This window comes from Paracoccus sediminicola, assembly GCF_027912835.1.
GTDB classification, from domain to species: domain Bacteria; phylum Pseudomonadota; class Alphaproteobacteria; order Rhodobacterales; family Rhodobacteraceae; genus Paracoccus; species Paracoccus sediminicola.
This window is the reverse complement of record NZ_CP115772.1, coordinates 1-24739: the sequence shown is the minus strand read 5'-3', so window position 1 is coordinate 24739 and position 24739 is coordinate 1. Positions and strand designations below refer to the sequence as shown.

Here is a 24739-nt window from a genome sequence, read left to right as displayed (position 1 = left end):
GAGCTTCCGTAAATGTCTGATTTGAAATAATTAAGGTCCCATAATTCCTCACGTAACACGGATTCTAACACGTATTAACACACCGAGCCTGTGGATAACTTGCACCAGCAGCACTTCCGGCCCCGTTATCATGCTGAGAAGAACAGGCTCAGGCCGAGCGTCAGCACGACGACCAGACCGGCGGCGCCGGCCCAGATGACGGGCACCTTTCGCCGCCACGCGCTGGCATCCGCCAGCTCCTGGCGCAGCCTGTCGAGCCCGGCGTTTTCCGCCTGTTCCAGCTGCCTGAGCCGATCGGTGGTCTCCCGGTGCTCTCGGTTGATCGCCTCGATGGCGGTTTCGAGCTTCCGGAACAGCGGGTCGAGATTGGCGTCCAGCGCCTCGACCATCTGCCCGGCATAGGTTTTCGCATCCGTCTGCTTCGCGGCGCGGCGGGCGGCGTCCCGTGTGTCGGCCAGCGCCTCCATCATCATCACGATGAGCCGTTCCTGTTCGTCGATCTTCTCGCCCTGAGTGTCGATGCGCGCCGACATACTGGCCACGACCTGACCCAGGAGATCGAGGGTTTCGCGCAGGGCGGCGTCGGAAAGGGCAGGGGAGACGGGATATCGATCGGGCATCGGTGCGGGGCCTCCTGTCAGGCGGGTTGCGGCGTGAAGAGATTTTCAAACTCGGAATCAGCGTAGTAGCGCAGCTTTTCGGCCAACATCACGGGCTGGCCCTGCACGCGGAGCAGCTGGAGATGGGCCGGCATCTGCATGATCTCGTCGGGCGTCAGCAGGTCGCGGGCGAGGGGTGCCGTGGTCAGCGAGGCCGGTTCGCCCGGCTGGTGGCTTTCCGACTGCCCATAGGCGGTTTCCTTGCCGATGCTCTCGCTCAGCCATTTCGCGGTGTCGAGATCGTTGACCCCGAAGACCTGCTGCACGGCCGCATTGGCGAGGAAGGTGCCGGCGCGGGCGCCGTAGAGATCCCGGAGCTGGCTCAGGTCCTGAAGAATGGGCCAGAGCTGGATGCCATACCCCGCCATCAGCCCCATGCCGCGCTCCACCGCCTCCAGCCGGCCAAGCGCGGCGAACTCGTCCAGCAGGAAGAGGGCAGGGGCCGGGACCGCCCGCGCGGCGTCCCTGCGCCGTTCCGGCGGATCTCCGGCCTCCTGAGCCGCCTCGGGGACCTCCAGCGCCTCTGTGGCGCTCTCGGAGCCGTTCAGGGCGCCTGCGGGCGTGTCAGCGGCGCTGTGGGCCTCTCCGGGGCGTTCCGCGGCCCGGGCGATGTCCTGGAGGGCCTGGGACAGCATCAGCCGCAGCCAGCGGCTGTAGGCATCCAGCCGGTTCGGCGGCAGGACGAGAAAGATCGAGGTCACGCCCCGGCGCAGATCGGCAAAATCCACGTCCGAGCGGGACAGGGCCGCGACGATGCGCGGGCTGTCGAGGAAGCGGGTATGGCGCTGCGCGTTCGACATGACCGAGGCGGCCTCGCGCTCGGCCTTGCCGGCAAAGCGGTTGGCGGCGCGGGCGATCAGCCCGCCGGCCGCGTCGCTCTCCTGCATCAGCTCCAGCAGCGCCGCCCATTTGCCGGGCGGCAGCGACAGGTAGTCCCGCACGGAGGCCAGCGTCCGGCGCTCCGGGGGCTCGTGGCAGGCACAGAACAGGATCAGCCCGGCGAGAAGCGATTTGGCCTCCTCGTTCCAATGTGCGTCATGGACCTGTCCGGGCGGGTCCATGACCAGCGCCTCGGCCAAGGTCGCGGCCTCGTCGCCGAGATCCGGATCACCGGGATCGAGCCCCGCCATCGGGTTGCAGGCGGCGGATGGCAGGCCGGTGACGCCGAAGGGATCGAGGACATGGACCGGGCCGAAGCGTTCGCGCGCCTTTGCCGCGATGCGGGCATTCTCGCCCTTTGGGTCGATCACCAGCACCGGGCGGTTCGCGGTCAGCAGGTTGGGAATGATGGTGCCCACCCCTTTCCCTGCACGGGTCGGTGCCAGGGTCAGCAGATGGGCGGGACCGTCATAGCGCAACAGCCGGCCGGTCTCCGGATCGCGGCCGATCAGCAGCCCGTCACCCTGCCGGAAGGCCGCGCGTTCCGCCTTCGAGCTGAAGCGGGCGGAGCCGTGGCTGTTGCCGCGCCGGGCGAAGAGGTGATCGAAGCCGTGGAGATAGGCCCAGAAACGCACCGCCAGCGCCCAGAAGGCCAGCTGCACGACGAGGAATCCCAGCCGACCCACCACGGAGGTCGGATCGGTCACCACCGCTTCCCCGAGGATCAGCCCCCGGACCAGCATGAAGGTGACGATCGCCGCGCCCGAGGCGAGGAGCAGCAGGACCGCCAGCTGGAAGAGCAGCCAGGGCACCGCGATCGCCATCGCGGCCATCCCGGCGAGAAACCTGAACAGCCGACCGACCCAAATCATCCGCCCGCACCCGTGTCCGCATCCCCGACAGCCGGGGCAGGGGAGCCCGGTCTCCCAACATCCCCCTCATTCGCTCCTGCCGCATCGCGTTCCGGGCTCCATCCCTCGAAGGCTTTCCGGTCCTGGTCGCGGGGCAGGTTGCGGATCAGCCGGTCGAGCATCCGGGCGGCGGCATCGTCGCGCCCCGCGAGATCGATCAGCGCCCCGCCGAGGATCACCTTCCGGCGGGTATCGAGCTTGCGCTGTTTTGCGGCTTCCCGGTTCTTCAGCGCCTGCAACCTTGCCTTGGCCTGGGCATAACGCTTCTCGGCGCGTTCGAGCTCGGTCTCCGCCATGGGCAATGATCTCCGTGATAAAATGAGCTAAGTTGAAACGGTGCTTGCCAGCACAACCGGTAGCGCTTACCCGTAGGCCTGTAAAGGACAAGGGCGCACTTATGCAAACTCTCCACCTGCGGTTCCGAGATTTGCGTGCGATCTCCTTGAGGCAGGGCCTCAGCCGATGGCGAACTCCGTCCGACGCGAGGCGCGCCGGAATGGGAGGCGCCTTCGCCCTCCCAGACCCTCCGGAACCAACATGGGCTGTTGGATCGCCCGCCGGCGCGCAGGGCCTCTTCCGCCTCGACTGGCCCTTTGCGGGCGGTCTGGCGTCAGAGTCGGCGCGCCGGATGCCACGGATCTCGTGGGGCCATGGTGGCCCCGATCCGCGCCAGGCACGCAAGCTGCGCGCCGCCTGTGCCATGCGCCGGCCTGCCGCCAGTTATGGGGCAGGGCAGGCGGGGGCGCGGTACAGGAGAGCCTGGCACTCGACGGTCCTGCTGACCGTCTCGGCCGGGCTATCTTTTCCGCTCCCTGCACAGCCTTCCGGGGGGCGGCAGGGAACGGAAAAGATCGGCGTCCCCGATCATCCTCTGCCGCGCATTTTGGCGGGCAGATGGACGGCAGGGGAACGCCGACGGTCGTCACCGGAGGAGGGCGCGGCATGGCCAGCTACCATCTCTCGGTAAAGACCGTGAAGCGGTCGGCCGGCCGCTCGGCGACAGCGGCCGCGGCCTATCGCTCCGGCTCTGTCATTGTCTGCCACCGGGATGGGCGCGTGCATGACTATTCCGCCAAGGGCGGCGTGGCAGAGACCTTCATCGTCGTGCCGGAGGATTCGCCGGTCTGGGCGCAGGACCGGGCCGCGCTGTGGAATGCCGCCGAGGCACGCGAGACCCGCCGCAATTCCGTCACCGCCCGCGAATGGGAGCTGGCCCTGCCGGTCGAGATATCCGATGCCGACCGCTCGGCGATCGCCCGCGACTTCGCGCAGGCCCTGGTCGATCGCTACGGCGTGGCGGCCGATGTGGCGATCCATGCGCCGCATCGCGAGGGCGACCAGCGCAACCACCATGCCCATGTGCTGACCACCACGCGGGCGCTTGGCGCCGGGGGGCTGGGCGCCAAGACCCGCATCCTCGATGCCGCGCAGACCGGCGGCGCGGAGATCGAGGAGATGCGCGCGCTCTGGGGCGCGATGCAGAACCGGGCGCTGGAGCGGGCTGGCGTGTCAGAGCGGGTCGATCATCGGTCGCTGGAGGCGCAGCGGGCGGTGGCGCTGGAGCAGGGCGATGCGCTGTCGGCCGAGGAACTGGATCGCGCGCCAGAGGTGAAGCTGGGGCCGGCGGCGAACGCCATCGAGCGGCGCGAGATGCGCGCGGCCGAGGCCGAAGGCCGGGCGTATGCGCCGGTCACGGAACGCGGGGCGAAGGTGCATGCGGCCCGCCAGGCACGGGCGCTCTTCGCCGAAATGCGCGAGCGGGTGGAGATTGCGCGCGATGCTTACGGGATTGCCCGTGAACAGGGTGAGGGGCGCGTGGCGGCGGGCCTGGCCGCGCTTCGAGCCGCCGTCGGGAAAGACGGGGTCGGCAGGGAGTTGGGGGAGGGCGACAGTGCGGATGATCTGCGCGACAGGCTAGCCACGATCCTCGGGAAGGATGGGGAAACCCGCCAGGCGCGCTCAGGGCAGAGGATCAACGAGCGGCTGGCTGATCTGCTCGGGAAAGAGCGGCATGCACGTGAACGGCCGGATATGGGGGAAGAGCGCGACAAAGAGCGGACCAGAAGCATTGGGCTGGAGCGCGATGAGGGGTTCGAGCTGTAGGAAAGCCAGTTCGAACGTCTTAAATATTCCAAGCCGTCCGCGACAGAAGTTGAAGGACGCGCTGAACAGGTAGTGGGGGAGTGTCCTAAACTTTGTGTATCTGATGGCCGAGCCCACAACGCGCCTTGATAACAGGTCGATGATGACCGCCAGATAGACCCAGCCCTCGCGTATCCAGACATAGGTGATGTCGCCCGCCCACTTCTGGTTCGGGGCGCTTGCCGAGAAATCTTGCTGCAGCAGATCGGCATCCCGTTCCGGAACCTTCGCCTCATCCGAAATCGCCCGGATCCATTTCGCACCGCCGTTCTCAAAGTTCATTGGCAGCTCACTATTAGCCCAGACAAGAAATCATCCACTTCTTTTGAAGTCGGCAGGCTCGCCTGACTGCCTCGCCGCGCAGCCGTTTCACCTGATTTCTGCCTGGATTGCGGTGACGAGGGCGGCGTTCAGGACGTCTTCGGCGGTGCATCCTCTGGAGAGGTCGTTGGCGGGTTTTGCGAGGCCTTGCAGGATCGGGCCGATGGCGGTCAGGCCGCCGAGGCGTTGGGCGATCTTGTAGCCGATATTGCCGGAGGCGAGGTCGGGGAAGATGAACACGTTGGGGCGGCCGGTCAGGCGGCTGCCGGGGGCCTTCTTGGCGCGGATCGCGTCGTCGAGGGCGGCGTCGAACTGGATCTCGCCGTCGACTTCCAGATCGGGCTCGGCGGCGCGGATCATTTCCAGCGCCTCGTGGATCTTGTCCAGGCTGGGATGGCTGGCCGATCCGGCGGTCGAGAAGGACAGCAGCGCGACCCGCGGCGTCTCGGCCAGCACCTGCCGGCAGGACTGCGCGGCCGAGCGGGCGATGGCGGCCAGTTCGGCCGCGTCGGGGTCGATGACCAGCCCGCAATCGGAGAAGATCATGCCGCCCTTGATCGGCGCCTGGGGGCCGCAGGACAGCATCAGGAAGAAGCTGGACACGATGCCCGCATCCGGGGCCTTGCCGATGATCTGCAGCGCCGCGCGGACGGTGTCGGCGGTGGTCGCGACCGCGCCGCCGACGGTGCCGTCGGCCTGTCCCAGCCGGACCCGCATCGCCGCCTGCCGGATCGGGTCGCGCATCTCCTCGAGCGCGCGTTCGGCGGTCATGCCCTTCGCCGCGCGCATCTGGTGCCAATGGGCCGAAAGCTCGACCAGGTCGGGCGCGTCGGCCGGCGTCAGCGCGGTCACGCCGGGCAGGTCGGGGCCGTTCATCAGCGTCACCCGCGCCAGCCCGCGTTCGGTCAGCATCGCGGCCGCCTCGGCGACGCGCGGATCGTCGCCCTCGGGCAGGATGATGTGGCGCGGATTGGCGCGCGCGGCCTGATGGATGCGGTCAAGCGGTTTCATGGGCGGGACCTTTCGGGGGCAGGCAACGGCAGCGGGCGTTGCGCGGATGGCCGAGACGGTTTTGGGGGGCGGTTGGGGGGCGCTGCCCCCCGTCCCGTGCGGGACGCCCCCCGGGATATGTGCGCACGGAAGATGACGCGGGCGGGCGCGGCATCGGTTCAGCCGAGCAGATGCAGGCCGGTGACGATGAACACGCCGAGGAACACGGTCTCGGCGACCATCAGCACGATGGCGCCCGCGCCGACCTCGAGCATCCGGGCCAGCGAGGTCTTGATGCCGACCGCGGCGATGGCGATCAGCAGCGCCCACCGGCTGAGCGCGCCGGCCCAGTCCGCCACCATCTGCGGGATCAGCCCGATCGAGTTCAGCGCCGCCAGCACCAGAAAGCCCAGCACGAAGCCCGGCAGCAGCGGCGGGCGCCTGCCCTCGGACAGATCCGCCAGCCCCATCTGGCGAATGACCAGCGAGAAGCACAGCACCACCGGCGCCAGCATCGACACCCGGATCAGCTTGACCAGCGTCGCGGTCTCGCCGGTCTCGGGGCCGATCGAGAAGCCCGCGCCGACCACCTGCGCGACATCGTGGATGGTGCCGCCCAGGAAGACGCCGGAATCGCGGGCGTCGAACAGGAACAGGTTCGACAGCATCGGATAGACGACCATCGCGACGGTCGACAGCACCGTCACGCACAGCACGGTGAAGACCAGATCGCGTTCGCTTTTCTCGTGTTTCGGCAGCACCGCGGCGATCGCCATGGCGGCCGAGGCGCCGCAGATCGCCACCGATCCGCCGGTCAGCAGCGCGAAGCGCCAGCTGCGGCCGACAAAGCGGCTGGCCAGCAGCGCGAAGCCGATGGTCAGCACCACGCCGGCGATCACCAGCGCGATGGCCGGCCCGCCAAGCTGGGCCAGCATGTCCACGCTGATCCGCGCGCCCAACAGCGCCACGCCGAGCCGCAGCACGGTGCGGGCGGTAAAGGCGATGCCCGGCGCGGTGCGGGTGCCGTCCTCGGCCAGAAAGTTCAGCGCCAGCCCCAGAAGCAGCGCCAGCAGCATCGCGGGCGCGCCGTAATGTTCCGACAGGAACTGCGCGGTGGCGGCCACCAGAACCGAGACGGCGAAGCCCGGAAACATCGAGCGCAGATCGTCGGGCGCGGGCAGCCGCCCGGCAAGGCCGGTCATGGACATCGGAAAACTCCTTCGGAATGGCCCGGCGGGTCATGCCGCCGGGCCGGAGATGCGATCAGGCCGCGCCTTTCTGGGGGCGCATGTCGGCGGCGTCGACACCGGCGACGACCACCGGCTTCTTCATCGCATCGCGGCGGAAGGGCTCGCCCAGCTCCTGGTTCAGCAGAACCTCGATGAAGGTGGTCTGGCCGTCCTTCATCTGGCGGTCCACCGCCTCGTGCAGCGCATGGGTCAGTTCCTCGGTGCTGCGGACCTGCACACCGTTCACGCCGCAGGCCTGGGCGATGCCGGCATACGAGGTGCCGCGGTCCAGTTCGGTGCCGACGAAGTTGTTGTCGTACCACAGCGTGGTGTTGCGCTTTTCCGCGCCCCACTGGTAGTTGCGGAAGATCACCATGGTGATCGCCGGCCAGTCGTCGCGGCCGCAGGCGGTCATCTCGTTCATCGAGATCCCGAAGGCGCCGTCGCCCGCGAAGCCGATCACCGGCGTGTCGGGGTTGCCGATCTTGGCGCCCAGGATCGCCGGGAAGCCATAGCCGCAGGGACCGAACAGGCCCGGCGCCAGGTATTTCCGGCCCGCCTCGAAGCTGGGATAGGCGTTGCCGATCGCGCAGTTGTTGCCGATATCCGAGGACACGATCGCCTCGGCCGGCACCGCCTGCATGATCGCGCGCCAGGCCTGACGCGGCGACATCAGATCGGCGTCACGCTCGCGCGCGCCCGAGTTCCATTCGGTGCCGGGATCGTCGTCCTCGTGGTCGAGGCTGGACAGTTCCTGCGCCCAACGCGACTTGGTCTGCGCGACCAGCGCCTTGCGATCCGCCCGGCCGGCATCGCCGGCGGTGTCGGACAGCTGCGCCAGGATCCCGCGCGCCACCTTGGCGGCGTCGCCCTGGATGCCCACGGTGACCTTCTTGGTCAGGCCGATCCGGTCGGCGTTGATGTCGACCTGGATGATCTTGGCGTCCTTCGGCCAGTAGTCGATGCCGTAACCCGGCAGGGTCGAGAACGGGTTCAGGCGGGTGCCCAGTGCCAGCACGACATCGGCCTTGGCGATAACCTCCATCCCGGCCTTGCTGCCGTTATAGCCCAGAGGGCCCATGGCCAGCGGGTGCGAGCCGGGGAAGCTGTCATTGTGCTGGTAGTTCGAGCAGACCGGCGCGTCCAGACGCTCGGCCAGCGCGGCCAGATCCGGGATCGCGCCCGACAGGACCACGCCCGCACCCGACAGGATGACCGGGAACTTGGCCTCGCTCAGCAGCCTCGCGGCCTCGGACACCGCCTGCTCGCCGCCCGCCGGACGCTCGAACGCGACCACCTGCGGCAGATCGACGTCGATCACCTGGGTCCAGAAATCGCGCGGGATGTTCATCTGCGCGGGCGCCGAGTTGCGCCAGGCCTGCATGATCACCCGGTTCAGCACCTCGGGGATGCGCGAGGCGTCGCGGACCTCTTCCTGATAGCAGACGCTGTCGGCGAACAGCCGCATCTGCTCCATCTCCTGGAAACCGCCCTGACCGATGGTCTTGTTGGCGGCCTGCGGGGTGACCAGCAGCAGCGGCGTGTGGTTCCAGTAGGCGGTCTTGATCGGCGTCACGAAGCCGGTCACGCCCGGACCGTTCTGCGCGATCGCCATCGACATCTTGCCGGTCGAGCGCGTGAACCCGTCCGCCATCAGACCGGCATTGGTCTCATGCGCGCAGTCCCAGAACGTGATCCCGGCCTTCGGGAACAAATCGCTCACAGGCATCATCGCAGAACCAATGATCCCAAAGGCATGCTCGATCCCGTGCATCTGCAAAACCTTAACAAAGGCTTCCTCAGTCGTCATCTTCATCGGCGTCGCTCCTTATTTGCGCTCGTCGCGGTAATGGTAGAGATGGTAGAGACCCCACTGGCCGAGCCGCCGGAATGGCGTCTTCCAGCCCTCATGGGGCAATTCGGTGTTGAAGATCGGCAGGTCCGGCACCGCTTCGCCCGCGACCAGCTGCGCCATCCGGCGGCCGGCCATCGCGGAATACATGACGCCGTTGCCGCCATAGCCAAGCGCGTAGAAGGCGCCGGGCAGGTCGGGCAGACCGGTGATGCGGGGCATCATGTCATGGCTGACATCCACCCAGCCCCACCAGCTGTAATCCAGATCGATCCCCCGCAGGGCGGGGAACTTGCGGGCCATGCCCTCGCGCAGCGCGGCAAGATGCGCGGGGTTCGCGGCGTCGCGGCCGGTGATCGCGGCGCGTGAGCCGATCTGAAGCCGGTTGTCCGGCAGCAGGCGGTAGTAGTGCCGCAGGGTGCGGGTGTCGGTCAGCGGCGACAGTTTCTGGATGCCCACGGCCTCCAGTTCCGAGGGCGTCAGCACCCGCGTCACCACGCTGTTCGACATGATCGGCATCAGCCGGTCCTTCAGCCGCGGATGCAGGCCGCGCGGCGCATAGGCCGCCGTCGCCACCGCTACCCGGCGCGCGCGGACGGTGCCGCCCGGCGTGCGCAGGTGATGGACGCCGTCCTTCAGCACCCAGCTTTGCACGGGGCTGTCGGTATGGACCTTCGCGCCCAGTTCCCGCGCCACCCGCAGATAGCCGAAGGCCAGCTTCGCGGCGTGGACGCCGACCCCGTCGGGTTCCCACATGGCGCCATGGGCCTCGTGGTCGCGAACGACGGTTTCGTGCAGCTCGTCCCGGCTCAGTATCTTCGCGCTATAGTCGAACGTTTCGTTCAGCAGCCGGGTCTCGCTCTCCAGCGCCGGCATCGCGCTGGCCTTGTGCGCGATATAATAGTGGCCGCCATCCTGAGGCTGGCAGTCGATGGCATGGTCGCGGATCAGTCCGCGGAACAGATCGAAGCCTTCGACCACCTCGGCATGCATGCCCTTGGCCACGTCGAGGCCCCAGCGTTCGATCCACTGGCTGCGCTTCAGTCGCCCGGAACTGATCTGCGCCTGCCCGCCATTGCGGGTCGAGCAGCCATAGGCGACGCCGTTCGCTTCCAGCACGGTGGCCTTGATGCCGTGCATCTTGGCCAGGTGGATGGCGGTCGAAAGCCCGGTATAGCCCGAGCCGATGACAGCGACATCGACATCCATGTCGGCCGTGACCGGGCCGTCATCTTCCGGCGCGGCGCCGGCGGTGCCGATCCAGTAGGTCGGGGCGTAGTCGCTGTGCGGACCAAGTCCGCGTGCCGTCATCGGATCGTAGAACGGATCGAAGGGCACCGAGCCTGCACGTTTTTCGATTACTTCCATGGCTGCACCCGCATCACTTCGCCGGAACCGGCGGACGCTGTTTGCGGATCGCCTGTTTCTCGACGATCCGGCCGTCGCGGATGCGGAACAGGTCCACGCCCTGCACCTCGGTCCGGGTGCCGTCGGGATTGGTGGCGCGGAAGGTCCATTGGCTGACGCCGCGGGTGCCGTCCTCGGACAGGAAGTGGCTGTGATCGGCCCATTGCACGTCGGGCATCGCGGTCCAGACGCCTTCGAAGGCCTTGGCGATGGCGGGCTTGCCCTCGATCTTGTTGCCGTATTCGTTGTCGCCCGCGACCGTGAAGAACACGCAGTCATCAGCGAAATGGGTCATCACGGCGTCGATGTCATGGCGGTTGAAGGCGTCGAAGGTGGCCTTCAGGTCGTCGGCGGTCAGCGCGCGGGTATCGGTGGCGGTCATTGGGAAAACTCCTTGCGGTTAGTAGCCCAGCATCCGGGGCAGCCAGAGGGCGATGGCCGGGAAGCAGGCGATGATGAAGATTGCGGTGACCGAGGCCAGCGCGAAGGGAATGGCGCGCAGGCTGATGCGTTCGATCGAGATCCCCGAGATGCCCGAGGCGATGAACAGGTTCTCGCCCAGAGGCGGGGTCTGGAAGCCCACCGACAGCGTGCAGATCATGACGATGCCGAAATGGATCGGGTCGATCCCCATCATGTAGGCGACGGGCAGCATGACCGGCACCAGGATCATGATCGCGGCCAGCGTTTCCATGAACATGCCGATGACCAGCAGCAGACCGATGACCATGGCCCAGATCAGGTAGATATTGTCGGTTAGCGACAGGATCCCGCCCGCGATCACGCCGGGGACGTTGTTCTCGACCAGGATGCGGCCGAAGATCGTGGCGGTGAACAGCACCAGCAGAACGCGGCCGGCAAGCCAGGTGGTGGTGTCCAGCGACTTGATGACCTCGCGCAGATCCAGTTCGCGATAGATCGCGCCGCCGACGAACAGCGTGTAGAAGATCGCGACGATGGCGGCCTCGGTCGGCGTGAAGAAGCCGGAATAGATACCGCCCAGGATCACGACCGGAGCCAGAAGCGCCCAGAAGCCCTGATAGCAGGCGCACATCACCTTGCGCAGAGACAGGGGTTCGGCCGAGCCATGGAAGCCGCGCATCCGGCAACGGATATAGTTCATGGTCAGCAGGCCGCCCGCCATCACCACACCGGGCAGGAAGCCCGCGATGAACAGCTTCGAGATCGAGACCGACTGGAACATGCCATGCGCCTCGACCGCCTCGGCGGGGGGTTGCAGGCCCATGGCCGAGATGCCGTAGATGACCATCGGGATCGAGGGCGGGATGATGATGCCCAGCCCCCCGGCGGCGGCGGTGACGGATGCGGCATAGCCGGGGCCATAGCCCTGACGCACCATTGCCGGGATCATCAGCATGCCGACGGCGGCGGTGGTGGCGGGCCCGGACCCCGAGATCGCGCCGAAGAACAGGCAGGCCATGATGGTCGCGGCGGAAAGGCCGCCGGTGAACGGTCCGGCAAGGCTTTCGGCCACGTTGATCAGGCGGCGGGAAAGGCCCGCGGCCTCCATCAGGGCGCCGGCGAGGATGAAGGCCGGCAGCGCCATCAGCGGGAAGGACCCCACCGAGGACCACGCCATCTGCACCATCTTGATCGGGTTGTCGCCCAGATACAGCATCGCGGCCAGCGACGAGACGCCAAGCGCCACGGTGATCGGCGCACCAAGGATCAGCAGCGCGAAGAAGGCGCCGAACAGGATTTCAATCAGGTAACTGTCCATCAGCGGTTCCTCTTCTCGAAGTTGCGCTGTTCGTCCTCGGCCAGTTCCAGCGCCGCTTCGACGCTGACCTTGTCGGGATCGGCCGGGTCGATGCCACGGACCAGCTTGAGGTAGTTCACCTGCAGGATGCGCAGCGTCATCAGGATGAAGGCGATGGGCAGGGCCAGATAGACGTAGCGCATCTCCCATCCCAGGGTCTGCGCTTTCACGAACGGCTTCAGCCGGCTGATGAATTCGATCGACTGCCAGATGAAGACGACGTTGAAGGCGATCCAGAACGCATCGCCAAGCGCCTCGACGATCCGGGCCTTGCTGCGCGGCAGCGCGTTCAGGTGAAAGCCCACGCGGTTATGGGCGGCGATGCGGGCGGCATAGGAGGCGCCGAAATAGGCGAACCAGACGAACAGGATGACCGAAAGTTCCTCGATCCAGGTGATCGAGAATCCGAAGATCTGGCGGGCGACGATCTGCGCGAACAGCAGCGTCACGAAGATGGCCAGCAGGATGCGGCAGACATGGCTTTCGAACTTGTCGAGAAACGACCAGAGCGCAGGCATGACGGGCCTCCGGGTTGCGAGGCGTGGCGGGAACGGGCGAAAAGGCTGGGAAAAAAAGGCCGCGCGGCAGGGAGGGGTCCGCGCGGCCTGCCGCCTCACTCGGCGGCGGGTTCGCGACCCAGCGAGGTCAGGACGTTGTCCAGCACCTCCTTGCCGCCGATCTGGTCATAGAATTTCGGCCAGACAGCCGCGGTGGCCAGGTCGATGAACTCTTTCTCGCCATCGGCCGGTTCGCTGATCTCCATGCCACGGCTGACCAGTTCGTCGCGGATCTTGGCTTCCTCGGCGCGCAGGAACTCGGCCGAGGCCTGGGTCGCGGCTTCACCGGCCGCCAGCACCTGCTGCTGCTGCTCTTCCGACAGCCCCTCGAACAGCGCCTCACTGACGATCAGCGGCTCGATCGAGAAGATGTAGCGCAGGTTCGTGATGTATTTCTGAACCTCGTCGAACTTCATCGCATAGACGGTCATGTAGGGGTTGTCCTGACCGTCAACGACCTTCTGCTGAAGCGCGGCGAAGGTTTCGCCCCAAGCCATCGGGGTCGGGTTGATGCCCCAGCTTTTGTAGGTCTCGATCATGATTTCGTTCTTCGGGACGCGGACCACCAGCCCCTGCAGGTCGGCCACGGTCGAGACGGGTTTCTTCGAGTTGGTCAGCACCCGGAAGCCCGAATAGCCCCAGCCGATGATGCGCACGCCGGCATCCTCGATGGTCTGTTCCACCATCTGCTTGCCGACTTCGCCCTGGGTCACCGCCTCTGCGTCGTCCTGCGACAGGATGACATAGGGCAGGGTCAGCGTGCCGACCGAAGGCGAGAAGGGGGTGATGTTGTTGATCGCGAGGATCGAGAAATCCAGCGTCCCGGTGGCGGCGGCGGTGACGGTGTCCTGCTCGTCGCCCAGCTGGCCGTTCAGGAACAGCTTGGCGGTCATGTCGCCACCCGACTGTTCTTCCAGCGCGGCGACGAAGGCCTTGCCAAGCGCCTCTTGCGTGCCGCCGGCGCCGTCGCCCACGGCCACGCGGTATTCGGTGGCGGCGGCCGGAAGGGCCAGCGCAAGGGCGGCCACGGTGCCGGTCAGCAGGCGTGTCATATAGGTCAATTGGTCGTCTCCCTGTTATCGTCGCGTTGATCGCGATGCGTGGTGATGCGACCAAATGTTGCAGGTGACGCGGCGGAATGATATGTCCAGTTTGAACAGTTGATAGGTCCAGATGTCAGCCCGGATTCCCACCGAAATCATCTTTCTGCGCGAGGATGAGGCGCCGACGCTGCAGGGGCGGCTGGCGGCGGCCATCGTGCGGGCAGTTCTGGAAAGCCGGGCCCGGGCAGGCACACGGCTGCCTTCAAGCCGCAGTCTGGCGGCGGCGCTGGGGATATCGCGGATGACGGTGACGCTGGTCTATCAGGAACTGGTCAGCCAGGGTTATCTGGAGACGCTGCCTAGATCTGGTATCGCGGTGGCGGCGACAGTGCCGCACAGGCGGCTGCGGACCTCGGGCGTTCGCCTTGGGGTCGGCCGGCCGCCCGACTGGGGGGTATGGCTGTCCGATCACCAGATGCCGCGCCGGGTGATCCGCAAACCCGCGAACTGGCGGGATTTCCGCTATCCCTTCATCTACGGGCAGGCGGATCCGACGCTGTTCGACCACAACGCATGGCGCGACTGCGCGCGGCGCGCGCTGGGAACGCGCGATTTCGCCGATCTGGCCGCCGACCGCTATGGCGCCGACGATCCGCTGTTGATCGACTACATCTGTTCGAACACCCTGCCGCGCCGCGGCATACATGCCCGGCCAGAGGAAGTGCTGGTCACGCTGGGGGCGCAGAACGCGCTGTTCCTGGCGACCGAGCTTCTGGCCCGCGCCGACCGGCTGGCCGTGACCGAGGAACCCGGCTATCCCGATTTCGCGGAAACGCTGCGCCGCGCACAAAGCCCGACCACGTTCCTGCTGGTCGATCACGGCGGGCTGAATCCCGCCGATCTGCCCGAAAAGACCAGCCTCGTGATCGTCACCCCGAGCCATCACATCCCGACCGGCAGCACCATGCCGCTGGACCGTCGGCGCGATCTTATCGCCCGTGCCGCGGCGCAGGACTTCCTGATCATCGAAGACGATTACGACTTCGAGATGTCCTATCTCGCGCCGCCCGCGCCGGCGCTGAAGTCGTTGGATCAGGACGGCCGCGTCGTCTATATCGGCAGTTTTTCCAAGTCGCTGTTTCCGGGGTTGCGGATCGGATACATGGTCGGGCCGGCGGAGCTGATCGCCCAGGCCCGCGCGCTGCGTTCGATCATGCTGCGCCACCCGCCCAGCCATCTGCAGCGCATCACCGCCTATTTCCTTGCGCTGGGGCATTACGACGCGCATATCGTGCGCCTGCGGCAGACGCTGAAGGCACGGCGCGCGACCCTTGAACGGGCGCTTTCGCAGACTTCGTTGCAGATCGCGGGCGCACCGTCTTCGGGCGGCTCCAGCATCTGGGTCCGCCTTCCCGGCAATACCGACAGTGCAGAACTGGCCGAGCGCCTGCGCCAACAAAGCCTGCTGATCGAACCCGGCGCGGTATTTTTCGAAACCCCGCCCGATCCCTGTCCCTATTTCCGCCTCGGCTATGGTTCGATCTCAGAGAAGGACATCGCCGCCGGAATCGCCCTCATCGAGCGCGCGACGCTTACAGGCAAGGCATCCTCGGCGCCGTTGATCTGAATTGGTATTCAGGATACTTATTATTCGAAATGCCGCACGGGACAGATACCGGTCCCTCGGTGAACCGGGGTATCTCGCTGGATGAATGGAACAGGAACATGGCAGGGAGCGCGCCAAGCTGCCGGACCCGACAGATCGTCGCCGTCGCGCATGTCGCGCAATGTCCCTGGAACAGCGAAGGTCACGTGACCGTAATCACAACAATGCCGTGGTTCTGCGGGAGGACCTGAACCTCGCGGCTGGCAAAGGGAAATCCTCGTCATGACGGACATTCTGAGAACGCCGCTCTGCGACCTGCTTGGCTGCGAGGTCCCTGTCCTTCTTGCCGGGATGGGCGGCGTGGCCCGCTGGGAACTTGCCGCCGCCGTCGCGTCGGCAGGTGGCTATCCGACACTGGGCATGGTGCGCGAGGATCCGGACCTGATCGCGCAAGAGGTCACCGCCCTGCGCGCCGCGACCGATCGCGACTTCGCCGTCAACCTGATCCCCGCCGCCACCGACGCGGCCCTTCTGACGGCGCAGATCGACCGCTGTCTGGAACTCGAGGTTCCGGCCTTCTCGTTCTTCTGGGATGTCGTTCCAGAGGCCGTCAGGCGCGCGAAAGACGCGGGTTGTCTGGTGCTGCATCAGGTAGGCACGGTGGAAGCTGCCCGGAAGGCCGAGGCCGCCGGCGCCGACTTGCTGATCGCGCAAGGCGTCGAGGCCGGCGGACATGTTCACGGGCGGACGCCTGTATTCGATCTTGCGCGCTCCTTACGGGAAGCGGCCGGAATTCCGGTGGCCGTGGCGGGCGGCATGTCGACGGGTGAAGATCTTGCCCGAGCCCTGCGGGAGGGACTTGCCGGAATTCAGTGCGGCTCGGCCTTTCTTGCGACAGAGGAATCCTTCGCCCATCCTTATCACAAGCAGCGGCTGGTCGAGGCCACGGGCGAGGACACCGTGCTGACCGACGTGTTCGTCCTGAACTGGCCGAAGGGCGCGGCGGTGCGGGTTCTGGAAAACTCGGTGACGCAAGGGCTTGACGGCAAGTTGCTGGGCCATGACCCGAACGACCTGCCGCGCGAGACGATTGCTTGGGACGATGCGACGCCGCGCCTGCGCTACAGCACGGACTCGCCATTGCGGACGACAAGTGGCGATCTGGAAGCGATGGCGCTTTTCGCGGGGCAGGGGATCGGGGCTCTGGAGACGGTCATGCCAGCCGCCGAACGCCTGAGACTGATGGCTCGGGACGCAAGGAGCCTGCTGGGTCCGGATCCGGGGCGTTGATTGGCCCGATCGCCTCGGCCTGATCGGCGCCGTCCGCAACTGCGCTCAGGCGTTGACGCCCTTCATGCCCTCGGTGGGGTAGCGGTCGCCGGCGAATCTTCCCGGTGCATAAGCGTGGTCGAGTTTGGCGATGTCGTCTGCCGACAGGCGCAGACTCGCGGCGGCGATATTCTGTTCGAGATAGCTCAGCCGCTTGGTGCCGGGGATGGCGAACACACCCTTGGCCAAAACCCAGGCGAGCGCGACCTGCGATGGCGTCGCCTCACGCTGATCCGCGATGTCGCGCAAGGTATCGAGATGCGCGAGGTTCGTCTCCAGCGCGTCCCCGGCAAAGCGAGGCGCGTTGCGGCGGAAGTCGTTCTGGGCAAGGTCGCTGCTTTTCATCCTGCCCGACAGCAAGCCGCGTCCCAGCGGGCTGTAGGCGACGAAAGCGACGCCCAGTTCCCGGCAGGTCGGCAGCATGTCGGCCTCCATGTCGCGGGTGGTCAGCGAATATTCGCTCTGCACGGCGGCCACCGGATGGACCGCGTGGGCGCGGCGCAGGGTCTCGGCCGAAACTTCGCTGAGACCGATCCGGGCGACCTTGCCCGCCCGCACCAGATCGGCCAGCACCTCGATGGTGTCCTCAATCGGCCGTCCGGCTTCGGCGCGATGGACATAATAGAGGTCGATCCGCTCGACGCCGAGACGCCTAAGCGAAGCCTCGCAGGCTTCACGGTGTGATCCCGGGTGGCCATTGAGCAACTGTGTCTATGCTCAAGCCCGGTGCTGCCAAGCAGGTTGGCGTCCGGGTCGATTCTGGTCACGCGCGTGTCTCCTACGCCCACATCCTGGCCGCGATGTCCTGTTCTTCCTTGCCGGTGGCATCGGCATAGATCGCGGTGGTGCTGAGCTGGGCGTGCCCCAGCCATTTCTGCAGCATGTGCAGCGGGATGCCGTTGACGGCCGCGTTGATCCCGAACCCGTGCCGCAGACCCTTGGGACTGCGCTGCGGGGCGTCGGGGATGCCGGCCTCGATCATGATCTTCTTGACGATCTGCCAGACCCGCACCCGGCTCAGCGGCCAGATCGGGACCTGGGCCTGTTTTCGGGATCTCTGGGCCTCGCGGATGCCGTGCGCGGTGTTGAGCGTGTCCAGGTAATCCGGCGGCACCGGGACGGACCGGTAAACGAGTTTCACCTTTCCCGCCGCGTTCTGCCGCTTCTTCAGGGATCGGATCGCAATCGTCCCGCCGGAGAGATCCACCCGGGCCGGAGTGATCTCAACCAGCTCGGAGGGCCGGCAGCCGGTGAAGTGCAGCGTCTCGCAGAGGGTCCGGTTGCGGGCTGGCTGGCGCCGGGCCGCGGCCAGGAAGGCGGCGCGTTCCTCGGCGTTCAGGTAGAGCCGGTGTCCGGCCGGGTCGTGGAGGCGCATCTCGCTCATGGAAAACAGTTTACGGGCGAAGTGTTAAGCCGGGAAGCGGAAAGACGCCCCCTGCCCGGCTTTGGCGCGGCTCGGGCGGATCGCGGGCTTAACACTATGGGTAATAGTGTTAAGCGTCCTGCGCTGTATGTCATCGAGGACAGGCCCCAACGAGTTTACATAAAACCAAATTGGCTATTGGACGCTACCCTGGGACCTGAAGCTCAGCGTCAATCTCGCTAAGGATCACCTGCATCCGTTCTAGATCCTTGACGAAAAACGTACGGGCACAGGCAAGGCAGTAGTGGTGAGCGTCGCCGTCTGACTTGATCGTGAGACGCTTCATACCTTTCTCGATCCGGTGCTGCCTGCTTTGCCGGCAATTATGGGCGCGACCGGCTGTTGTGATTTCCATGCTGACGATCAGCGATCTAGGCCGTGGCATTGCGAAGTTCTTCTTCTAGTCGGCGCACAACGGTCGGAAGCGCTTCATGCGCGGCGTTGAGCTGATCGAGCGTGAAATTCTGCCGGTCGGCCGACTGCCCCCCGACACGCTCATTGATGCGGCTGTGAAGCTGCGCGACCGTCCAAGCGAAATTTCGTTCCCTCCGCCGTGGATCAAGGTTTCTGCCGCCGGTGCTTATCCCGAGGCGTCCTAGAATGCCGCCGCTCTCGTTCTGGACCCGCTCATTAAGGGCAGCCCGGCGCGCTTCGCGCCGATCCTGCCGGGTCATTCGGAGCCGCCGGATCTCCTGAGCAGCCTGATCGGGCGTGACGCCCATTTCGGCGAGCTGTGCGAGAAGCTCCGCTGCGTGAGGGTCGCCTATAGGGTCCAAGTCGGCGGCGCGAACGCCGCGCTCCTCCAAGACCTCTACCGGATCGAGCCCCCCTCTCCTGCCGAATTCGCGCTCCGCGGCATCGCCGCTGAATTCGACCTCTTCCGCTTCGGGAAGCAGGTCGGCGAAAAAGCCCTGATCTGCCTCACTGAACGCCCGGAAGTCGTTCCAGCGCCGTGCGACATTGGCACCGACATGAAAGACGACCACACCCTGGTTCAGCGGGTGGCCCGGCGCGTTCTGCTCGATCACGCGCATGATCCTTCCCACAAACTGCACGAACGGGCTGAGATTGGCGAAGACGCTGCCGACCATCGCGACGGCGAGGTACTTGTGATCGAAGCCCTCCCCCAGCATGCGGGCCTGCACGATTACGTCCAGCTCGTGATTTTCAAGCTGCTGAAAAACCCGCTCATTAGCCTGCGCTTCCCGCGAGTGTACGTAATCGGCCCGGAGACCGCGGGCGCGGAACGCTTCGGAGATCTGAATGCAGTGATCGTAATTGAGTGCTGAAGCGATGATCTTTAGCCTTTGCTCGCCGGTTTCCTCGCGCAACCGGCGCAGCTCGGCGATGGATTGGTCCACGATGGATCCGAGCGTTTCTTCGGACATGACAATTCCGCGCCGGAACTCGGCGTTCGACTCGCCGAGTGCGCGAACTTCGTCCGCCCCGATGATCCGCTCGCCGCCGCTGCTGCGGTCGATGTAGCGGAGCTCGGTGGGTCTCAGCATCTTGGCGCGCAGGCGCTTAACATACCCCACTTCGATGGCGCGGAGCACGGGAAAGCTGTAGATGATTTCACCTTCCATCAGCGCCCCGTCAGCGCGCATGGGAGTGGCGCTGAAATTGACGATGCGGGCGGCTGGGAAACGCCGCTTTACCTGCTGCCAGCTGGCCGCTGTGTTGTGGTGTGCCTCATCGACCAAGATCAGGTCAAAGAAATCGGGCTCCAACTCGTCCAGCCAGCGGTTCTCCTCGCCGGCAATCTGCTGGATGTTCGCGACCGCAACCTCGCAGTGCCGTATGTCGTCCATATTGACGCGGCCGCTTGCCACGACAACGGTTTCCGGGAAATTGTCATCGGCGCCAAGGACACCGCACCGCTCATAGAAATTCGTCGGGCTGTTGGCTCGCAGGTCTTCCCCGAGTTGACCCCGGATACGCGTTCCGGGTGCAATGACAAGGACGCGCCGCGCGTGGATGGCATAGGGTGTGATCGCGATCAGACCAGACTTGCCGCAGCCGACCGGTAGGACGATTCCAACTTCGCCGGGCGCATCCGGCTGTTGAAAATACTCCCTGATGTGCTCCCAGCCTTCCCGCTGCGGAACCCGCAGTGCGTCGTTGCTGGCGATAACGGCGTTATGGTCAAATGCCATGATGTATCCTCAGTCCTTCAGTTATTGCGCCAGAAAGACCGCGAGATGTGCAGCTCTGAAAGGCATTGAGAAAGGAAACCTGTGCTTTCGCCCCTGCAGGGCGGGTGTGAGAAATCATGAAAAATGTGCCTTATTTATCAAACGGGGACCATTCCAATTCGCGGTTACTCCGCTTCCGCTATTCTTAGATTCCATATTCGCCCTTTAGGGTCATAAGATCGGCCTTGAACGCATCATGCATTTGCTTCGTATAGATCCGAGTGATGCGACCATCGTTCTGCCGCTGGATTATCTTGCGCAGATCGTTAGCCCGTGCCTTCCAGGTTAGTCCATCGGTGATAAACAGAAGGCTAGCGTCGTGCCGCTTTGCGGCAATGATGGCATCAAGATCGCCAATGATGTCGCTCATCTTGGAGCCGGTCGCGCCATAGCCTTTCGACTCGATCAGAATGAAAGGTTGGTCTTTTTTGGGGATGGCGAAATCGCATTTTGCAGGACCGGCGGCGCCCTGAAATGTGCAGCGAGGTTCATAGGCCGATCCGAAAACTTCTTTGATAATATCTTCGGCAAAGTCTTCGAGGCCCCTACCCCTCTGCTGACCCTGGATGGCGCTACCACGTCCTGACCGCAGGCGTTCCTTCAAAATATCGCTCCAGACCGGCACAGTATTCACGGTTACGGTCATCGCGTCCAACAGGCCTAACTCAATCAGCACACTCAGATAGGCTTCCTGGTCGCCTTGATAGCGTTTGATTCCAGTGCCTCCTGGTCCAAGTCGATCAGTAAGTTCGACTTCCAACTTATCCTTAGAAAACCCGAGAAAAAGACCCACACAGAACTTGGATACTTGGAAGGACGTGCCGTCCTTCGCATCGATCAGAGAGGCGATATCGGCACGTTCAAAACTGGCTTTCATCGGAACGGCCTGGAGCCGCTCCATGATCGCTTCTGCCGTGTTGTCCATCCAGTCTGCTTCAAGCGGTGAAAGACTGTCGATGATCTGGTCGAAGCTTTGATGAACAACTCGCATTATTGCCCCACGATTAAATATTCTTCGACAAAAGCCCGCTTCACCTTACTATGTGTGCCGAAGTGATATGTGTGGTTGCGCCGAAAGACCCGCACATCCGGCTTTGTGTTCTTCATGATATCGGTCAGCTGTTCGAGGTCCGGAAATCCGTTCGAGCTATAGGACAGAACTATCTTCTGATGCCTGAATTTCTGGAAAAGGCGCTCGAATGCTTCGACTGCCTGTTTTCGATAGCTAAACGGTGTAAAGCGTTTCGGAATTTTTCGTACTTTTGTGGAGTAGTCGATGTCTAAGCCCTGCCAGTAGCAAGATAATCCTTCCAGAAAATGATAGCGCTTAATGTAGCAATTATCATCTGCGCGCGGCACATAGGGAGGGTCAAGATAAACTAGGTCAACACCTCGTGTTTCAGTCTTGAAGACGTCATTGCGGGAAGCATGATTGCGCCGATTGTTTGAGAAAACGGCTTCGTTGAAAACCTCCACCTGTTCGAAAAAATGCTCTTCGATGGATAAGCGCAAATCTCGGCGACCGTCATCGTACTTGGATAGGTCGCCGGAGATCGTGAACACGCCACGCGGTTGGCGTTTGACGCAGGCACGCATAAGCGCAGCCATCGCCAGATCTTGCTGATACGGGTTGTCGAGCTGGCGAAGATTCCCAGATATCCTGTCCAAGAATCGCAAATCTTCCGGTGTATAGAATACGCCCGAAAAGGTCTTTTCTATGAAGTTATGCGTGTTGGCTGGAGCGGCCAACAAGCACTTCATGGCGGGGCCATCGAGCTGGACGCTGTTGTTTTTAATGAGCGCCTTGCCGATGGTCGCAGACATATTAAGAAAGTCACTGGTTATCACGCGGCGGTCCATCGCCTTGATGAGATATCCGACTGCATTACTGCCGCTAAACGGATCCAGAGCCGTTTCGAAGTCGAGTGTTTCCAGAACTTCGTGGATCCACGGAAGTAGGCGGCGCTTGGATCCCATGTAACGCAATTCAGGAAAGCGCTCGACCTTCTGAAGCGCCAAGGGACGCGCCCGGCTGTCAATTGCGGCCGTGGCCTCTGGCTTGATGATGCGAAGTGTCTGCTGCCCCATGGTCATTCTTCATAGTTATTTTGTAATTATATACAGTATCTTACGATCTGGCTCCCTGCCAGTACAGAAATTCGAGGATATCATGAAATCATGATATCAGCGTTTCGTGGAGCTGTAGGCTTTCCACATTGCCATGAAGAATTGAGACTTCGCGCCCTTAGAGAAGCCGAACTCCTCCCCTGCCCTTGCACTGAATGCGTCGAAGACCTCCGGCGGTACCATGACCTGGAGCGGCTTCTTCTTACCCTCAGTAGGGCGCGGATCGGCCTCGATGACGCTTGGCGCTTTCTCACGCGGCGGCGGAGCGCCCTTCTTCAAGAGTGATGTGTTGGCCATTACGCAACCTCCTTCGCCGCCGTCAGTGCGGCCAAGCGGTCGATTATCGACTGTGCCAGCCGTTCGGCCTTCTCGTTTAGCGTTCGGTGCGGCGTCTCCGTGATGACCTTTCCAGCATCGTGCGCGATGCCATACGCGGTCGAGACAGGCACAAACCCGTCAAGCGTCGTGTAGTCGGTCTGCTCAAGGTATGTCCGCGCAGCATTCAGCTCAGCATCGCTGTTCGTCGTCTTCACCAGGGCGAACGCGATCTTGCCAGGGCTGATCCCTGCATCCGCAAGGCCGTGTGCGAGTTTCACGGCAGGCCGCAGATCGTCTTTCGTCTGTCCTGTCGGGATAACGACCAGATCAGCTGCTTTGGCGATGTCCAGCGTTTGCTGGGAGGAGTGCGGACGGCCGTCGAGGATGTAGGCGTCGAAGCGAGGCGCTTCGGCCAAAGCCGTCTTGATGTTACCGAAAGGCTGTACTTGGATTTCTGGCTCGATCTTCGCCTCGGCGCGATCAGCCGCCCACTCGGTGCATGTTGTTTGTTGGGTGTCTAGGTCTGCGATCTTGACCGCGAAGCCGTCCTTGGCGAGTTCGCGCGCGAAGAGACGTGCCAGAGTCGACTTCCCTGCCCCGCCTTTCTGCGAGACCATTCCGATGATGTAGCTCATGATTTACCTACTCGATTTGGTTTTGTTTTTTACATGGTACCATGAAAACATGCTTTCTCAATGGCTTGGTATCATGACGCCATGACGCGAGGTAAACATGAAATCATGATAGCATGAAAACGCGTAACCATGAAATCATGGACGCCCCCTCTTCTCGTACCAGCTCTTGCAGAACTTCACGAAGTGACGGGCAGGGTGCTTAGGCTCGATCTCGTTCTCGCCCAGCCATGACCGCCATTCCCGCTCCAGCATGTGTGTGTCCCAGCCAGGAGCAGCCGACTTGGCTTCAATGTGTGCATCCCCATCGAGGTGGCCTTCCCATGCTTCCGCGCCGGAGCTGGCAAGCATGGAGCCACGATTGCGGAACGTCACCATATCGGTCTCAGCATCGAAGGTAACGCTGTAGTCTGGCAGGTGGTCGTAATCGGCCAGATCACGGATCATCTGACGAAACCGCTTCATAGGACTCTGCGAGCCCGTCTTCTTGAGAAGGGTAGGGAGGCCGATTCGCCACTCATCCTGATAGCCGCAATGCTTGCGGGCGATCTCGTACACCCGCCGCTCAATAGGTTTCCGCAGCCGAAAATAGTCCTTGTGGAGCGTCAAGACTTCTTGAGAGCGGATCGCGTTGAACACCCAATCCGAGAGCTTCACCTCACACCAGAGCAGCCGCCCGTCGAGGCCGTGCTTGCGACGGATCGAAGCCGTGTCGATCAGGCCGAAGGTGTCGTACTGCTCTTCGTCGGAAGTCTTGATGTTCGTGCTAATGCGCGTGCCTGCAAGGCGGTCGATGGCTTCGACCAGGGCTGTGTAGTCTTTTCCCGCAGTCCCACGGTTCGTGAAGACCAAGAGATCCCGCGAGTTGATCCGCACCCGTGGCGATACTTCCTCGTTCTTCTTGAGCTTCGCCATGATCTGCGAAATGCAGTAGATGAGGATATCCTTGTCGTAGATCGTCGCTAAGCCTTTGACGCTGGGTGTTATTTCGATCCAGTTTCCGTTATGCTCATAGCGCCGTACGTTCGTCTCGGGCTTCTTCGACAGCGAGTAAAAGGGGTGCTCCATGTGCGCCATCATGTCCTTGAGGATCGCGTCAGCCACGTCGCAGATGAACAGGTCATGCTGCGGATGCCGCTCAGGCAGGAGTGGAGCAGGGAGCTTTGTCCCCTCGTCGGAGGCATCGAGATTCGGGGTTTCAGTGTCCATGCCATGACTTTCGGGGTTTCAGTATCCGTTTGTCAAGATTCGGGGTTTTAGTTACCCACAAAAAGATTCGGGGTTTTAAGCGCCAAGATTCGGGGTTTTAGTTACCGAGATTCGGGGTTTCAGTTACCGG

At 63.9% G+C, this 24739-nt stretch carries 22 protein-coding genes and 1 pseudogene; 3 read left to right on the top strand and 20 right to left on the bottom strand.

Features of this window, described 5'->3' with window-relative positions:
- Positions 1-128 precede the first annotated feature (128 nt).
- The 3 genes from PAF18_RS17270 to PAF18_RS17260 are packed head-to-tail and all read right to left on the bottom strand — an operon-like array spanning position 129 to position 2745.
- Positions 129-620, bottom strand: coding sequence for a putative RqcH family protein (locus PAF18_RS17270; RefSeq protein WP_271118359.1), 492 nt, complete (start codon positions 618-620; stop codon positions 129-131).
- A 17-nt stretch (positions 621-637) separates the two neighbouring features.
- Positions 638-2410 (bottom strand): type IV secretory system conjugative DNA transfer family protein, encoded by a 1773-nt coding sequence (locus tag PAF18_RS17265; RefSeq protein ID WP_271118358.1) that lies wholly within the window; start codon positions 2408-2410, stop codon positions 638-640.
- Positions 2407-2745 (bottom strand): mobilization protein, encoded by a 339-nt coding sequence (locus PAF18_RS17260; RefSeq protein ID WP_271118357.1) that lies wholly within the window; start codon positions 2743-2745, stop codon positions 2407-2409. Before PAF18_RS17260 ends, PAF18_RS17265 begins: the two co-directional genes overlap by 4 nt.
- 646 nt (positions 2746-3391) lie before the next feature.
- Between PAF18_RS17260 and mobQ the strand changes: the two genes are divergently transcribed.
- The gene (mobQ, locus tag PAF18_RS17255; RefSeq protein ID WP_271118356.1) at positions 3392-4552 is read left to right on the top strand and encodes a MobQ family relaxase; all 1161 of its coding nucleotides are present in this window, start codon (positions 3392-3394) and stop codon (positions 4550-4552) included.
- A 111-nt stretch (positions 4553-4663) separates the two neighbouring features.
- Here the strand turns inward: mobQ and PAF18_RS17250 are convergent.
- The 9 genes and pseudogenes from PAF18_RS17250 to PAF18_RS17210 all read right to left on the bottom strand — a co-directional run.
- Positions 4664-4798 (bottom strand): annotated as a pseudogene (locus PAF18_RS17250) (DDE-type integrase/transposase/recombinase); the annotation flags it as partial.
- 162 nt (positions 4799-4960) lie between these two features.
- The gene (pta, locus tag PAF18_RS17245; protein WP_271118355.1) at positions 4961-5923 is read right to left on the bottom strand and encodes a phosphate acetyltransferase; all 963 of its coding nucleotides are present in this window, start codon (positions 5921-5923) and stop codon (positions 4961-4963) included.
- A gap of 158 nt (positions 5924-6081) precedes the next feature.
- Complete coding sequence (locus PAF18_RS17240) at positions 6082-7110, bottom strand: YeiH family protein (protein WP_271118354.1); 1029 nt, start codon at positions 7108-7110, stop codon at positions 6082-6084.
- Positions 7111-7165: 55 nt separating this feature from the next.
- Positions 7166-8947, bottom strand: a complete 1782-nt coding sequence (gene xsc, locus PAF18_RS17235) for a sulfoacetaldehyde acetyltransferase (protein ID WP_271118353.1) — start codon at positions 8945-8947, stop codon at positions 7166-7168.
- A gap of 12 nt (positions 8948-8959) precedes the next feature.
- The gene (locus tag PAF18_RS17230) at positions 8960-10351 is read right to left on the bottom strand and encodes an NAD(P)/FAD-dependent oxidoreductase (RefSeq protein WP_271118352.1); all 1392 of its coding nucleotides are present in this window, start codon (positions 10349-10351) and stop codon (positions 8960-8962) included.
- A 13-nt stretch (positions 10352-10364) separates the two neighbouring features.
- Complete coding sequence (locus PAF18_RS17225) at positions 10365-10772, bottom strand: nuclear transport factor 2 family protein (RefSeq protein WP_271118351.1); 408 nt, start codon at positions 10770-10772, stop codon at positions 10365-10367.
- Positions 10773-10790: 18 nt separating this feature from the next.
- A complete protein-coding gene (locus tag PAF18_RS17220; protein ID WP_271118350.1) occupies positions 10791-12131 on the bottom strand; it encodes a TRAP transporter large permease in 1341 nt (446 codons plus the stop codon).
- A complete protein-coding gene (locus PAF18_RS17215) occupies positions 12131-12688 on the bottom strand; it encodes a TRAP transporter small permease (RefSeq protein ID WP_271118370.1) in 558 nt (185 codons plus the stop codon). Before PAF18_RS17215 ends, PAF18_RS17220 begins: the two co-directional genes overlap by 1 nt.
- A gap of 95 nt (positions 12689-12783) precedes the next feature.
- Positions 12784-13779, bottom strand: a complete 996-nt coding sequence (locus PAF18_RS17210) for a TRAP transporter substrate-binding protein (RefSeq protein WP_271118371.1) — start codon at positions 13777-13779, stop codon at positions 12784-12786.
- A gap of 121 nt (positions 13780-13900) precedes the next feature.
- Between PAF18_RS17210 and pdxR the strand changes: the two genes are divergently transcribed.
- Positions 13901-15397, top strand: coding sequence for a MocR-like pyridoxine biosynthesis transcription factor PdxR (gene pdxR / locus PAF18_RS17205; protein ID WP_271118369.1), 1497 nt, complete (start codon positions 13901-13903; stop codon positions 15395-15397).
- A 261-nt stretch (positions 15398-15658) separates the two neighbouring features.
- A complete protein-coding gene (locus PAF18_RS17200) occupies positions 15659-16666 on the top strand; it encodes an NAD(P)H-dependent flavin oxidoreductase (protein ID WP_271118368.1) in 1008 nt (335 codons plus the stop codon).
- Between the two features lie 45 nt (positions 16667-16711).
- Here PAF18_RS17200 and PAF18_RS17195 read toward each other — a convergent pair whose 3' ends face one another.
- From PAF18_RS17195 to PAF18_RS17160, 8 genes are all read right to left on the bottom strand, one after another.
- Entirely contained in the window at positions 16712-17410 is a 699-nt protein-coding gene (locus tag PAF18_RS17195; protein ID WP_271118367.1) for an aldo/keto reductase, read from the bottom strand.
- 73 nt (positions 17411-17483) lie between these two features.
- A complete protein-coding gene (locus PAF18_RS17190) occupies positions 17484-18089 on the bottom strand; it encodes a tyrosine-type recombinase/integrase (RefSeq protein ID WP_271118366.1) in 606 nt (201 codons plus the stop codon).
- A gap of 410 nt (positions 18090-18499) precedes the next feature.
- Complete coding sequence (locus PAF18_RS17185; RefSeq protein ID WP_271118365.1) at positions 18500-20284, bottom strand: DEAD/DEAH box helicase; 1785 nt, start codon at positions 20282-20284, stop codon at positions 18500-18502.
- Positions 20285-20468: 184 nt separating this feature from the next.
- A complete protein-coding gene (locus PAF18_RS17180; RefSeq protein ID WP_271118364.1) occupies positions 20469-21314 on the bottom strand; it encodes a DpnII family type II restriction endonuclease in 846 nt (281 codons plus the stop codon).
- Entirely contained in the window at positions 21314-22417 is a 1104-nt protein-coding gene (locus PAF18_RS17175) for a DNA adenine methylase (protein WP_271118363.1), read from the bottom strand. The genes PAF18_RS17180 and PAF18_RS17175 overlap by 1 nt, the downstream gene beginning before the upstream one ends.
- A gap of 90 nt (positions 22418-22507) precedes the next feature.
- On the bottom strand, positions 22508-22747 hold the full coding sequence (locus tag PAF18_RS17170) for a hypothetical protein (protein ID WP_271118362.1): 240 nt from the start codon (positions 22745-22747) through the stop codon (positions 22508-22510).
- A complete protein-coding gene (locus PAF18_RS17165; RefSeq protein ID WP_271118361.1) occupies positions 22747-23403 on the bottom strand; it encodes a ParA family protein in 657 nt (218 codons plus the stop codon). Before PAF18_RS17165 ends, PAF18_RS17170 begins: the two co-directional genes overlap by 1 nt.
- Before the next feature lie 135 nt (positions 23404-23538).
- On the bottom strand, positions 23539-24609 hold the full coding sequence (locus PAF18_RS17160; RefSeq protein WP_271118360.1) for a replication initiator protein A: 1071 nt from the start codon (positions 24607-24609) through the stop codon (positions 23539-23541).
- Positions 24610-24739: the final 130 nt, after the last annotated feature.